10 protein-coding genes are annotated in these 13,309 nt (G+C 41.3%); 1 reads left to right on the top strand and 9 read right to left on the bottom strand.

Annotated features, from left to right (window positions below; genetic code table 11):
- Positions 1-97: 97 nt before the first annotated feature.
- Together tnpA and C4S61_RS19400 are read right to left on the bottom strand one after the other, a co-directional pair.
- Positions 98-394, bottom strand: a complete 297-nt coding sequence (tnpA, locus tag C4S61_RS19405; protein WP_103926449.1) for an IS66 family insertion sequence element accessory protein TnpA — start codon at positions 392-394, stop codon at positions 98-100.
- A 61-nt stretch (positions 395-455) separates the two neighbouring features.
- Complete coding sequence (locus C4S61_RS19400) at positions 456-1,265, bottom strand: AraC family transcriptional regulator (protein WP_160111280.1); 810 nt, start codon at positions 1,263-1,265, stop codon at positions 456-458.
- 271 nt (positions 1,266-1,536) lie between these two features.
- Between C4S61_RS19400 and C4S61_RS21930 the strand changes: the two genes are divergently transcribed.
- On the top strand, positions 1,537-1,713 hold the full coding sequence (locus tag C4S61_RS21930; protein ID WP_160111279.1) for a hypothetical protein: 177 nt from the start codon (positions 1,537-1,539) through the stop codon (positions 1,711-1,713).
- 497 nt (positions 1,714-2,210) lie between these two features.
- Here the strand turns inward: C4S61_RS21930 and C4S61_RS19390 are convergent, their stop codons facing one another.
- The 7 genes from C4S61_RS19390 to C4S61_RS19360 all read right to left on the bottom strand — a co-directional run bounded on the left by C4S61_RS19390 (position 2,211) and on the right by C4S61_RS19360 (position 13,268).
- Entirely contained in the window at positions 2,211-4,382 is a 2,172-nt protein-coding gene (locus C4S61_RS19390; protein WP_103926451.1) for a glycoside hydrolase family 31 protein, read from the bottom strand.
- A gap of 45 nt (positions 4,383-4,427) precedes the next feature.
- Positions 4,428-4,634: a hypothetical protein gene (locus tag C4S61_RS19385; protein WP_103926446.1), complete on the bottom strand. Its 207-nt coding sequence runs from the start codon at positions 4,632-4,634 to the stop codon at positions 4,428-4,430.
- A 30-nt stretch (positions 4,635-4,664) separates the two neighbouring features.
- Positions 4,665-6,782, bottom strand: a complete 2,118-nt coding sequence (locus C4S61_RS19380) for a plastocyanin/azurin family copper-binding protein (protein WP_103926445.1) — start codon at positions 6,780-6,782, stop codon at positions 4,665-4,667.
- Positions 6,783-6,837: 55 nt separating this feature from the next.
- Positions 6,838-8,670: a family 16 glycoside hydrolase gene (locus C4S61_RS19375; RefSeq protein ID WP_103926444.1), complete on the bottom strand. Its 1,833-nt coding sequence runs from the start codon at positions 8,668-8,670 to the stop codon at positions 6,838-6,840.
- A 165-nt stretch (positions 8,671-8,835) separates the two neighbouring features.
- Positions 8,836-10,257, bottom strand: coding sequence for a sulfatase family protein (locus C4S61_RS19370; protein WP_103926443.1), 1,422 nt, complete (start codon positions 10,255-10,257; stop codon positions 8,836-8,838).
- A gap of 21 nt (positions 10,258-10,278) precedes the next feature.
- Complete coding sequence (locus tag C4S61_RS19365) at positions 10,279-11,802, bottom strand: sulfatase family protein (protein WP_262495037.1); 1,524 nt, start codon at positions 11,800-11,802, stop codon at positions 10,279-10,281.
- Positions 11,803-11,930: 128 nt separating this feature from the next.
- The gene (locus tag C4S61_RS19360; RefSeq protein ID WP_160111278.1) at positions 11,931-13,268 is read right to left on the bottom strand and encodes a sulfatase family protein; all 1,338 of its coding nucleotides are present in this window, start codon (positions 13,266-13,268) and stop codon (positions 11,931-11,933) included.
- Between the last annotated feature and the right edge of the window lie 41 nt (positions 13,269-13,309).

Here is a 13,309-nt window from a genome sequence, read left to right as displayed (position 1 = left end):
CTGTTGCGCACAAGCCCTGCCAGCGAATTGATGCCGAACCGCATGTCGGTAGGTTCGCCGTAAATAAAATAACGGGTCGAACTCGACAGAGCCAGCATCAGGAAACCAACGCCTTGATCCGGTCGGGATCAAAAGACCCAAACAGCTCCACACTGATTCCGTTTGGATAGCTGATCTTGGCCACCGCTGCCTGAGAAGCGGACTCAGCCAGTTCGATTCTGGTAAAACCGGTGGAAGCATCCTGGGAATCGGTCTTGGTTTCAAACTTTTTGCACCAAGAATAAAAACTCACTTTGGAAATCCCCTCTCGATCGGCAAAAGCTGCTTTACTCAATCCGGATCGCTGCCACCTGTAAAACAGCTCATAGTAGGTCTCGATACTTGTCTTTTTCATCCCGCAACTTTAGCTCATTAATCAAAGCGCATCAAGATGCAGTTCGTCGGAGGGATACGATTCAATTAGCTGTATTCAGCATATTTTTACGGAACTCCAAGGGAGTCATTCCGGTTACACTTTTAAAATGTTTGTGAAAATTTGACAGATTATTGTAACCACAGCTGTAGCAGCATTCTGAGGCATTAAAATCATCCTGAAACAATAATTTACAGGCATTTGCAATTCTAACTTCGATCAAAAACCTTGAAAATGTTTTTTGACTTTTATATTTAAAAAATCTACAGAAAGCCGTAGGTGACATGTTTACCAAATCCGCCACTTGCATTAAAGTGATTTTTTCCTTGTAATTGTTTCTTACAAAATCAAACACCATGTTGATTTTTGGAATATTCTCCTGCACAGTATGTATTGGGACTCCTAAGCAAGAGATAAAATCCAATTTGTTGTCTTTCGAAATGCACTCAAGAACTTCAAGTAAACCAAGAAATTTTTCAAACAATTTTTTTTCTGGTAGTTCATTTAGTTTTCTACTTATAGCCTCCTGCCTAGCATCAGAAACCCTTATACCATAGACAGATAGGTCAATCAAGCGCCGAATCGAATATGCCTCAGGAATATCCAAAATGGAATGTTTCAAAACGTCCTGGTTAAAGAAAACAGAGACTGCCCTTGCCTTTTTCTGACCATTAGTTTGATATTCATTCCCACTATTTCTAAATACATGAGGAAGATTTTTTCCAAATAGATACACTTCCCCCTTCTTAAACTGGATGACGCTGTCTGAAACAAAAAGAGAACCTCCACCCTCCAATATTAAGGTGATTTGAAATTCTTCATGGAAATGAATGGGCTCAAAGAAGTTTTCCAAGTCCCAACACTCAACCCTGATGGTTTCTTCCTTTAGCCTCGGCACTTTAAAATGAAGGGGATGCATATGAATGGAAGTTAAGTTTCACAAATAAATAGAACCGTTCAGGTAAAATAATACACTATTAATCTAGCATTATCGACCGTATTAAGCAATACTGAAAAAAAAAGAAATCAAGTATTGTTAAGATAGCACACATATCTGGTAAAATTTGATACTGAGAAAAGACCATTTCACATTAAATTTATTTAGGTTACATTAAAAAAAACACATGAATTACTTAAGTATTTTTAATGATGTGATCGGACCTGTAATGAGAGGTCCCTCAAGTTCGCATTGTGCTGCCTCCTTGAGAATAGGAAGAATATGCCACGACACCATGGATGGAAGAATATCAGAAATCGAAATAGTTGCATTGTTTTGCTTTTTGCTGCCATGGTTCTTTTGAGTTAGTCGCTCAAAAGAAACCAGAAAAGATCACCGAAAGGGTGGGTCAGTTTACTCCGAAATGGTGGGTCGGTATGGGGTGAGATTATCACCTGGAGGACTTTCTATAACAAAGACGGCGAAAGAAATCGAGGCTAGGCTGACACAGAAGCATTTTTATAAGAGATGCTAGGGTAATAAATAGTATGCAATTTTGGGCTAAAGCCCAATTAAAACGGGGGGCTTTTTGGGATGGAATGAATCGGAATGGGCTAAAGCCGCATTCCGATTCATGGCTTACAGGACAAATAAATTCCCTCCAGCTTCAACTAGAGGATTTTCACTTTCAAGAAATGGATTTCTCCTTAAGCCAAACCAAGCTTCCATCCTCTTCCAGAAGTTATTTTGTTGCTTATAGAAGTTGGATTAATGAAAACCCAAAACCTTAAATTTTCTAAATGGTTTAAAAATCTCTCAGTTCAACCGCCAAGATTACTGCCCGGAATCCTCACTATAGAGTTAATGCTGCATCGTCATCCATCGCCAGACGATATTGCTGTAGCTATAATTGTTTTCTTTCAAGGAGTTAAAGCTTCCCGTTAATTCACCTTTCGTGTTTTTGGACGATTTGAGTTCTGTCAGAGAATACTTGTCACGCTCATAGTCATAGCTGATACCGTCATCATTGTACAATAAATAGGTGTTTTCCTTGGTGCCGTAATGTCTAACTTCCAAAGTTTGATCTGAGTCGTTTTTGTCAACTGTTGTTAGCATAGGAATAATTCCTCCATCTTTCACAAAAAGAGGTATTTCCTCCAGTTTGGTCTTTATAGTTATCGTCTCACCATTGCCAGCATATTCTCCGTTGTAGAAATTGAACCAATTGCCTATTGGAAGGACAACTTTGCGCTCCTTTTGTCCTGTAAATACAGGGGCTACCAGAATGGAAGGACCCATCATGTATTGATCTGTGACTTCCAGCCTTTTTTGCTCCGCGTATGGATTTTTTGCATCATCCAGTTCGCTTCCTTCTAATTTCTCCTGAGAGTCGTATCCGGTTTCCAATACCATCGCTCTGAATGGTGGAATACCCTTTTGATTGTATTCGTAAAAAGCTGTATAGAGATAGGGTAGGAGTTTCATTCTCAGTTCAATGGTATTTCTCACCATGTCCGTTACCTCAGGAAAACTCCATGGTTTTTTACTTGAATACCAAGCATTTAGCATCATGAGTGGAGAAAAACTAACCGATTGAAATCGGCGGATCCACTCCTCAGCAGAATCAGCACTTCGGATTTCGGGAGTCCAAAGAAGTCCTGACAAGGAAGAGTTGGCCAAAGCAGTCACGTAGCCTTTGTGATCATAATAATCACTGTACAATACAAAGTTGTGATTACTTGCTCCTATATAAGCTGATCTGATCAGGTTGTAAGTTCGCTGATTTTGCTCCTTAAAATGACGGTCAAACATATCCATCATCATCATGCCATAGAGTTGTCTGATTTCCACTGCGTCATTGCCAGAAGGAAATGTGGCATGATCAGGCCATAACCAAACATCATAGCCATCCACCTCATCAAATTTATACCCGCTCACTCCAATGTCCAGATGATGTTTTTGGTGATGGTTCAGAAGCACTTTTTGGGCTTCGGGAATAGTGTAATCTGGAACTTCCCCTAGCCAAACTGTATGGCTGCCTGTATATGGGCTGATGTCATTATACATGGTTGAAACGGGCGCCACATAAGGATTCTCCCACAGATTTACTTTTATTCCCTTTTTATCTAAAGTTTGAACAAAGTTTTTGGGGTCAGGAAAGCGAGTTTTGTCCCAATCGAAAGAACAGGGGTATGCAAAACTCTGCCATCCTGGTTCAAGTCCTATGACATCCAAAGGGAAGTTGTTTGCTTCAAAATCCTCAATTTCTTTCAAAATATCCTTGTCCCTGCTTTGGGTGTGCATTCTGTGCCAGAATCCCAAGCCCCATTTGGGAGGGATGATTCCACCTCCAAAAAATAGATTATATCGCTGGACTATTTCGAGGGTTGTTTCTCCGGAAAACACAAATATTTCCATTCCGCCTCCTTCGACACTTGCTTCCACTGCATCAGACAAGGGACGTGCAGCCCAATTTTTTCCTGTTGTCCGATCTATGCGTTCAGGGAGATTGCTGTCTTTTCTGTTGCTCACTCCCACATGAATTTTTACACGTTGGGCCGAATTAATTAAAACCCCATACCCCTTATTTGAGATATAAAATGGCACAGGTGCATGGGTTTGTCCTTTTATATCTCCATAATGATCTACTTTAAGGGAATAAACCTCACTGCGTCTGTTGATCCCTTCAAACTCCAATCCCAAGCCATAGATTTGCTCTGATTCATCCAAAGGCAACCTTACACTTGCTCGATTTGAAGTTAGAAGACTACGACTTGCCTCTTGAGCAAATGGAAATGGAGCATCTCCCAACTCATTGATCGCATCTGTTTTGGGTGAATTGGCATAATCCATGGGGTTTAATCCCATTGATCCAACACTTGCCTTCCAAATGCCCGGCATTACCTTTTCCCATTTCAACTGATCCATCTCTGAAATCAGGGTGGTTTGTGCGTGTCCGGTAGGACAAAACAGGATAAGTAGCACCAGCAGTATGGTGGATTTAAAAAGAGTGCTGTTAGATTTTATGTTCATTTTCATCGAGTAATAAACTTGAATATAGTGAAATCAGCCCGTTGATTAATTTTCTTTTACTTGTATATCCGAAGTCGTATTGGTAATCTGTTTTTCGTTGGAAAAATCTCCTAAACGCTGAATTTTGGAATATTTCAATCTCCGGTCACCAGTACTGGGCTTGTCGAAGTGTCGGTCTTGCCTTAGGATAGGCAGGCTTCCCAGCCGATATCCAAAGACGATAGGCTTATTGGCAGAATAGTGCCTATTCAAAAATTGTTTATTGAAGAATTCCCTCCTCTACTATTTTACTACTCTCATAATTCCCTGCATCACATAGGCATGTCCCGGAAAGGTACATACAAAGCTGTAATCACCCGGTACAGCAGGAACTTCAAAATAGATGGACTCGGAGGTTTCCGGAGCCAGTATATTGGTATGAAACAACACATTTGGGGAATTGGGAATGTAGTTTTTTTGAGATCCTTCCAATCCCAACTTCAAGGCATCTTCACCTACCTGAATGGCAGTAGTGGGCTTTACGATTACCAAGTTGTGTAACATATCATCGTTGTTGTTGAAAGTGATTTTTACCTTGCTGCCTGCTTTCACTTCGATCAACTCCAAATCGTATTTCAATCCGGGTTTTGTGCCAATGGAAATGCTTTGGTCCGGACCATTTTTCCAAGTTGAAGGCATTTCAATTATTCTCTTTGGGGAACTTTTAGTTGGTGTTACCTTAGTACTAGCTGATGTTGGCAAATTCTCCGATGAAACATTGTCATGATGAACTCCTTGGTGAGTGCCTGATGAAGTCTTCACAAGTGTAGAAAGATTTACTTTTTCACCTTTCGGAATTTGATTCAGGGTATAGTATCCTGTAGCATGCAGCAAGTCCATCCCTTCTTTTGATTTGATGCCGGTAGCCGTGATTTCATGAATATACCCCTCCTTCAAACCGTCTACAACCAACCTAACTTTTAGTCCATTTTCGGAAACAATGGCGCTTTTAACCGATAACTCCTCCAGTTCTATGACCGGGCTACCGTATTCATGATGGTATTTATAGTTGAAATTGGATGTTTTGTAAGATGCCAAATCTTCGGCGGCCGATTTTTCTACGGGCAAGGTAAATTCCAATTCAAATCCATCCGGCCGGGCATTGATTGATTTGATTTCAAAAGGTACTTTACCTGTCCATATCAATCGTTGTAAACCAAAAGGAGCCTTACCTGTGGAGCCCCATCCTCTGCTCGTCATGCCCACAAACATGGACCCATCGTTTCCCCAAACCATTCTTAATATTCCGGATGAAAAACCCTCTCTGAATGGGAATGCAGCACCCTGATAAACATCGTTGACCTTTTCAAGGTAAACTCGGAAAATCTTGCTGTGCCCTTGATCTCCCACAAAAAGCTGTCCTGAAAAAGGGCCAAATCTTCCATCAGTTTTTTCTAAGAGAATATCGGAAGTAGATATTCCCATAAGCCCATGTGGAAGCCAAACTGCCGGGGTCTTAAACCCTGGAATATCAGCGGCAACCTTTGACATAGGTTCGCCAGTATCAGGTATATCCTCTGGCTTCAATTTAACTGGCGAGCCTTCCAAATGACTCCATTTCAATCCTTCTGGATTTCCCACAAAGTCGCCCAACGCTACATGCGTAATTCTACCTGAACCGACCCAATCTCCTTGATTTTCCCCATAAAATACATCCCCTTCTGCATTGTAGCCAAATCCAGCAGGTGATCTCATACCTGATGCAATAGGAATCATTTTTCCATCAGGGGAAACTCTCATCATCCAACCTCGCCATTTCGCTAAACTTGCACCATGACCTATCCATCCCAAATTTAAAGTGATCAGCATGTCTCCTCCCGGGGTAAACAAGGGACCGTAGGAATATTCGTGGTAATTTCCCGACAATGGCCAGGAAACCACCGTTTCATAGGCATCGGCTCTTCCATCGGCATTAATATCGGTCAGTTTGGTGATTTCCGATCTTTGGGTGGAGTAAAAACTTCCTTTATGAAAAGCCAGTCCAAGTGGTTCATGCAAACCATAAGCGAATCTATTGAAATGTGGAATCCGGGTTCCCTCCATATAGGGATTCTCTATGATCCACACCTCACCTCTTCGAGTTGAAACCCCCAAACTTCCATCTGGAGTAATGGCCAACCCACCAACCTCAAGTTCAATTCCGTCTGGAATGGGTATATCTACAATCGAATAGTAATCCTGTTCTTTGGCATTGAGGACCTTCTGCTCTCCATTAGAATTGCTTTGCCCATTCAAAGTGCCTGAACTGAAGATAAACCCAGCAATTATCACCCATCCAAAAAAAACGTTGACTTTTGATTTTGAAAGGAATAAATCCACGTTTTTTTGCTTGATAAACAGGTTATTTACTAATATTTTCATGATATTTTTTACCTTTTAGTAGGAATTATAAATTTTTAGGGGATGTATCGGCAAATCAATAGATCAGACTGTATTTGATTGTACTTTTTTCATCCTCTTTTGAAAGTGGTATCAGTAGTTCTTGACCCAAAGGAGAATTTCGTAGCAGTGCATTTGAAGATATCCCGTCAGCTAACTTCACATAATATTCTCCTTGATTTATTAGGTAAACTCCATCTCCAGAATCCACTATACTTTCGGCAGCAGTTATCCTTGCCCAAAAATGTGACGATTGTTTGACGTTTCTATAGCTTATGGTTCGGGTCAGGATCTTCCCCTCCAGCTCAGTCTCAAAGAAATCTTCCACTGCAACTTGGTCAAAAACATACTTGAAAGTGGGCCTACGATCCCTGTTTAAAAAATATCCCTGTATATGGTGCAAATCACTGTTCAAAGTGTCTGGCCAAGGAGTGTTTCGAGAATCAAGTTCAGCAATGGTAGGACCGGCCACCAATTCGACCAAAGCACCATTGGGGAGCATCAATTGTGATTCGCCTCGTTGCCTCCACATTGGTGCGGTATCCAGAAACCCTCCCCTCCAAATGCCCAATGGGGACCCAAGTTGGAGATCATAGACAAAATTTGCACCAGAGGATTCTCCTACACTTACCGTGTGAGTCCTCACTTGATCTGCATGTTTCAAAAAACCCCTTAAAATCAAGGGGTCGTCCAGGACCTCTACATAAAGCGGTTTTTGGATAACATGTTCTACGTAGGAGTTTGGATCATGCAAAGAACTTCTTTTGATTCCAGGACCTTCAACAAAGAAACCTAGCTGAGGTCTTCTTCCCGGGTAATTGGGTTTGTAAAAAATCAATTTGAAGGGTGTGGCCCCCTTTTCCAACCTTATCGTTTGGCTTCTTGGAGATTCGTTCTGATCATCCAAGATATTTTGACCGTTTACAGTAAGACTGGAATTTCCAAAAGTAGCTAAGGAAAAGGTGTATTCTCCTGAAACTGGAATTTCCATATTTCCCGAATATTCATAGGCAAAATCAATGATTCCATGGCCTAAGTCCCAGGTTATTTTGTTCAGCTGACCTGTTTCGTTGGGAATTTTTCCTTTAAACTCATCGACTGTCTGGAATTTACCTTTGTAATAGGCAAATCTTAGATCCTTTATTTGAGGTGTGGGATTTCCAAATAGCTTATACTCGACATTCCGAACCGCAATTGGACCATGGTCTCCTTGAATCATAAGAGGGCCCAGTTCTTTTTCATCTTCGAACATCGCCGAAGTAGTGGGGCCTGTCACCTCAATATTCTCTTGAATCAGAACGCCATTTTGGAAGACCTGCACAAATTTTGCGTTTTTCACTTTTACCCCTTCTGAGTTGAATCTAGGCGCTTCAAAGACAATTTTAAGATGTTGCCACAAACCAGGAGCTTTACTGACGTTCATTCTCGGGGCTTTCCCTTCAAAACCCTGCCGTTTTTCGGCATCCCACCGTTGGTAAATTCCTCCTGCATCCCCGGAATTGGGATTTGCCTTTCCCCAGCTATCGAAGATTTGAACCTCATAGCGCCCTTGAAGGTAAACTCCAGAATTAGAACCCTTTGGAATCATAAATTCCACTTCGAGCTCAATATCTCCATGTTCAAATCCGGAAACCAAATGAGGCCCATTATTAGGTTTAGGTGGATTTACAAGTATTCCCGTTCCGGGACTTGTCGACAAAAAATCATTACTCTCCCAGTCTGCATGTATTCCTCCGACTTGTTTCCATGATTTTGGTATTTTACCAAAATCCTTAAAATCATCCACTGTTTTGTTTTTTTGAGCAAAAACAGCTCCGCCAATCATTAATGCTAACGGGAGAAAGGCTTTTCTTACTATTAGATTGAACATTTAATGAATCTTTTTATGAATAATTTATGACAAATCCAACATCGATCTACAGGGTAAAATTGAGTTGATGAGCAATGAATTTTATTTTCTGGTTTACAGCGGCTTGAATACTTAACCAATACATAAGTCCACAAAACATAAAAAACAGGCCACTCAGCCTGCATCTTATTTACTTTTCCGATCATCCAATAATTTCTGGATTATTGAATCACAGACCTGAGCATAATAGTTAACTTTTCCCAGATAAGATTTATCGAGAGCAAGGTTACGAGTTTCGTTTACATCGGATTTATGATGGTATAGCTCGACGTAATCATTGTCATCGTATCGGATAAATTTATATTCATCATCACGATAACCCTCCGTTTTAAGCAACTTGGGGTTATTTTCATTTCGATGTTCCAAATAAATCCCTGTTCGCCATAAATCCGGGGTACCTTCAAAGAAGGGAATAAGGCTTTCTCCCTGGTATTCCTCAGGTGATTCTAGACCAGCTAGTGATAAAATGGTCGGAGTAATGTCCACATTCAATACAGGAAGGGAAACCGTTCTTCCTTGGCTTTTTGGAGACCTTGGATCATAAATGATCATTGGAATCCGGATAGATTGTTCATGCAAAAGCCATTTGCCGGCATAGCCCTTTTCTCCTAAAAAATACCCGTTATCCCCCATAAAGATGATGACCGTATTGTCAGCAATACCCGCTTCATCCAGTGAATTTCTGATTCTCGCAAAAACGCTATCAACGGTACTGATCATTCTATAATGTCCTTTCACCATTTTTTGGTATTTCTCGGGGGTATCAAAGCGCCAATACCATCGCTCTCTATTCAAGGAGTTTTGCAAAAATTCAGGCAAGGCATTAAAAAAGGCGGGGTCCGCTGTTTCAGGCACCGGAATATTTACGTCCTGATACAAGTGATCAACATAATCCGGCCAGAAATATTGTTCAACCGCCCCATCGTCAGCATGTGGCGACCAAAAGGAAAGGGATAAACAGAAAGGCTGATCCTTGCTCGATTGGATAAAATCAATGGCCAAGTCTCCATTGATATCAGCGAGATGAACTTGTTTTCCATCTATTTCCCGCAGATAGGGCCAAAATGTTTTCTTCGAATCGTGAAACATCGAATCTTCAATCCCTTCATTAACCTTTATGCCAAATTTCCCAACGAAACCTGTACGATATCCAGCATCCCTCAGAAGCTTTGGGTAGCTTTGAAGCATATAGGTATCTTCAAGGGGAGGATTTCCAAAGGTGAAATCATGAGTTCTTTCGTACAAGCCTGTCAATATCGAAGCCCTGCTGGCAGGACAGATAGGAGTTGTCGAAAATGCATTTCTGAAATACAACCCTTCCCTTGCCAACTTATCCATATTTGGAGTATAAATAATTTCATTACCTGCAAAACCCAAAGCATCCCAACGCTGGTCGTCAGTCAAAATGAAAATGATATTTGGTTTTTTGATTTCCGGTTCCTTCTTTCCAAGGAACACTCTGCTACCACAACCTAGGGTGCAAAAAAGAAATAAAACAACTAGGAGGCTAAAGAAATAGGATGGATAAGGCAGGTTTAATTTATTCATGATTCCAGCTCAATTTTTTTCCTATTTGATTTGGTCAATAAATTGTTGACTTAGTTCATTTGAATCGCCGTATTGCTTGCGAAGCTCCCGGAGTCTCTTATGTAGCATTTCTTGAATCTGGGAATAATCGGGATCATTATAAATATTGTTCATTTCATCCGGGTCTGTTTGAAGGTCATACATTTCCCATTCATCCACATCGTGATAAAAATGGATCAGCTTGTACCTGTCTGTCCTGACCCCATAATGTCGTTTGACATTGTGAGGTCCCGGATATTCATAGTAGTGATAATAGATCGCATCTCTCTTGGGAAATGGTTTTCCAGCCGCTAGTTGGCGCCAGGATTCGCCTTGCATATCAGCAGGTTTTGGTATCCCCGCATAGTCCAAAATTGTCGGTGCATGATCCAGATTCAGAACCATTCCTTCTACGACGGTACCAGCCTGAATTTCTTTCGGATACCTGACCAATAGGGGTGTACTCAGCGATTGCTCGTACATAAAACGTTTGTCATACCATCCATGCTCCCCTAAATAAAATCCTTGGTCTGAAGTATAAATGATAATGGTGTTTTCTAAAAGCCCCTGTTTCTCCAAGTAATCCAGTACCCGCCCAATACCATCATCAACGGACTTGATCACTTTTAAGTAATCACGTAAATACCTGTGATACATAAACTTGGCAAGTTCTTCTCCCATGGGTTTATTATCCAGAAACGCTTTGTTTGGGGAGCCATAGACTGAGTTCCATGCGTCCATTTGTTCCTTACTCATCCGCTTGAAAGGCGCAGGGAGCCTACTTTCATTGCCTGTAAATGGATTTTTCTCAAACTTCATATCCCATCCCCAATACATATCGTTTACAATCTCCATTTCTTGCTCCCTGGCTGCTGTACCCCTACCCGTGTAGTCGTCAAAGAAATTTTTTGGAAATGGAAATTTCTGGTCCTCATAAAGAGTCAAATATTTTTCTTCAGGCATCCAATTCCGGTGAGGTGCTTTTGTATGGTAATTGATGGCAAAAGGTTTGCTTCTGTCCCAATCTTTGTCCAGCCAATCTATCACAAACTGTGGGATCAGAGCCTCACAGTGTCCTTCAAACTTCAATTCCTCCTCACCATTTTTGATAAATTCAGGATTGTAGTAATTCCCCTGCCCAGGCAAGGTCAGTGAGTATTTGTATCCTTGGGGTTTTCCTTCGAGATGAATTTTACCTATAAGTGCAGTTTCGTACCCCGAGGCTTGCAAGATCTTCGGATAGGTAGCCTGATCCCAGTTGAAAGGTGTCACATTGTCTATCTTCCCATTGAGATGGCTGTATTTCCCTGTCAGTAAGACTGCCCTGCTAGGGGCACAAATGGAATTGGTAACGAAACTGTTTTTAAAAAGAGCACCTTCCTTGGCCAATCTATTCATGTTTGGAAAATATACTTTATCCAATAACCCATGACCGTAGGCATGCAAGGCCTGTTGGGTATGGTCGTCGGTCATTATGTAAAGAATATTAGGACGTTGTTGTTCTTCCTCCTTACTGGCACAACTCACAGCTAGTAGAAAAATTAGGAATACTTGGAAAACTTTGTAGTTAGAGCCTTTAACTTTGGAACTTTGGCGGACGTCGCTTTTTCTAGGGTTGGTGGGTTGCAAAATATTCATTGTAGAATTGGATTTAATCAATAGTTAATAAATCGGTTTACAAAATCATCATAGATAGGGTCTTTGGTCCTTTTCATTTCTTTCAAAAGAAGTCCCTTCATTTCTTTGATTTTTTCCTGGTATTCCGGGACATTTATCAAATTATTTAGGGCGTCAGGATCAGTCTTAAAATCATACAGTTCTTCAGGTACTCGATAGATGTACATATTGAGCCGATCCGCAACCTGTTTGTCAGAAACCGCCGCTTCCTTCATAGCTGAGTAAGTCCTTCCGCTCATCGCATCTCCTTTAATTTCAATTTGTCCATCGCTCCAAAAATTGGCAATGTATCCAAAGTTCTCAACATGCACCCCTCGCATGGGATAGTCGATCCCAGCAAAAATTCTGTGAAATTCCGTGAAAACTGTTGTTCTGTTTTTTTGAGTTTTTCCCTCAAGCACAGGAAGAAATGAAGTGCCATCCATTTCGGAGACAGGTGGCAGCCGCAAGGTGTTCAGGATGGTGGGCATAAAATCTATACCAGAAATAAAGTGTGTGCTATCCACTCTACCGCCCTCGATCACACTTGGCCACCTGACAAGCCAGGGTGTTTTATTGCTGTTTAAGTAACAATTGGATTTAGCAAATGGCAGTGCCATTCCATTGTCACTTATAAACATAACCAAGGTATTTGCTTCCTGGCCTGAATTTTTCAATGCATCCATGATCGCTCCTACGGTTTGGTCTAACCGATACACAGAGGTATAGTATTCCGCAATCTCCAATCTCACCTCAGGAAGATCTGGAAGAAAATCAGGCACAGTCACTTCATCGGGCAAGATTTTTCTGGTAATTAAAGGTAGATCCTCTCCCCATGCGTTTTTCTCTTGATCGCTCCCTGCAAAGGGCCGATGTGGGTCATGGCTATTTGCCATCAGAAAAAAGGGTTTGCCTTCCATTTTTGCCTTGTTGAAAAATTCAGTGGAAAACTCAAAATACAGTTCTGGTTCTCGACCAATTCCAAGTCCAGAGGCAAGATCCTCCTCAGTAATATAATAATCCCAACGGAACTTTTCGGTGGGTTTTAGGTGGATTTCCTTTCCTAATATTCCGTTAAGGTATCCAGCTTTCTCTAGTACTTCTTGAAGTGTCACCACATCCCGAGCTATTGGATTAAATGCAGGCGCTCCGTTATTATGGGGATACCTGCCAGTCAAAATCGACTGTCGAGAAGGTTGGCAAACAGCAATATTCACAAAAGCATTGGTAAATAGGATACCGCTTTCGGCAAGCTTATCGATATTTGGAGTGATCTGATTGAGCGTATTTCCGTAGCATCCCAGAGAATTATAGTTCAGGTCATCGGCCGTTATCAAAATGACATTGACAGGTTGATAGACTTCCCCAAGGTTATCCG

Origin of the sequence: Algoriphagus boritolerans DSM 17298 = JCM 18970, assembly GCF_900108085.1 — a bacterium.
GTDB classification, from domain to species: Bacteria; Bacteroidota; Bacteroidia; order Cytophagales; family Cyclobacteriaceae; genus Algoriphagus; species Algoriphagus boritolerans.
This window is presented reverse-complemented; position numbering and strand designations above follow the sequence as displayed.

Coding starts and splice junctions, on each gene's coding strand:
- tnpA (WP_103926449.1), bottom strand. CDS start 394: ATGAAAAAGACAAGTATCGAGACCTACTATGAGCTGTTTTACAGGTGG.
- C4S61_RS21930 (WP_160111279.1), top strand. CDS start 1,537: ATGAATTACTTAAGTATTTTTAATGATGTGATCGGACCTGTAATGAGA.
- C4S61_RS19390 (WP_103926451.1), bottom strand. CDS start 4,382: ATGAACATAAAATCTAACAGCACTCTTTTTAAATCCACCATACTGCTG.
- C4S61_RS19380 (WP_103926445.1), bottom strand. CDS start 6,782: ATGAAAATATTAGTAAATAACCTGTTTATCAAGCAAAAAAACGTGGAT.
- C4S61_RS19375 (WP_103926444.1), bottom strand. CDS start 8,670: ATGTTCAATCTAATAGTAAGAAAAGCCTTTCTCCCGTTAGCATTAATG.
- C4S61_RS19370 (WP_103926443.1), bottom strand. CDS start 10,257: ATGAATAAATTAAACCTGCCTTATCCATCCTATTTCTTTAGCCTCCTA.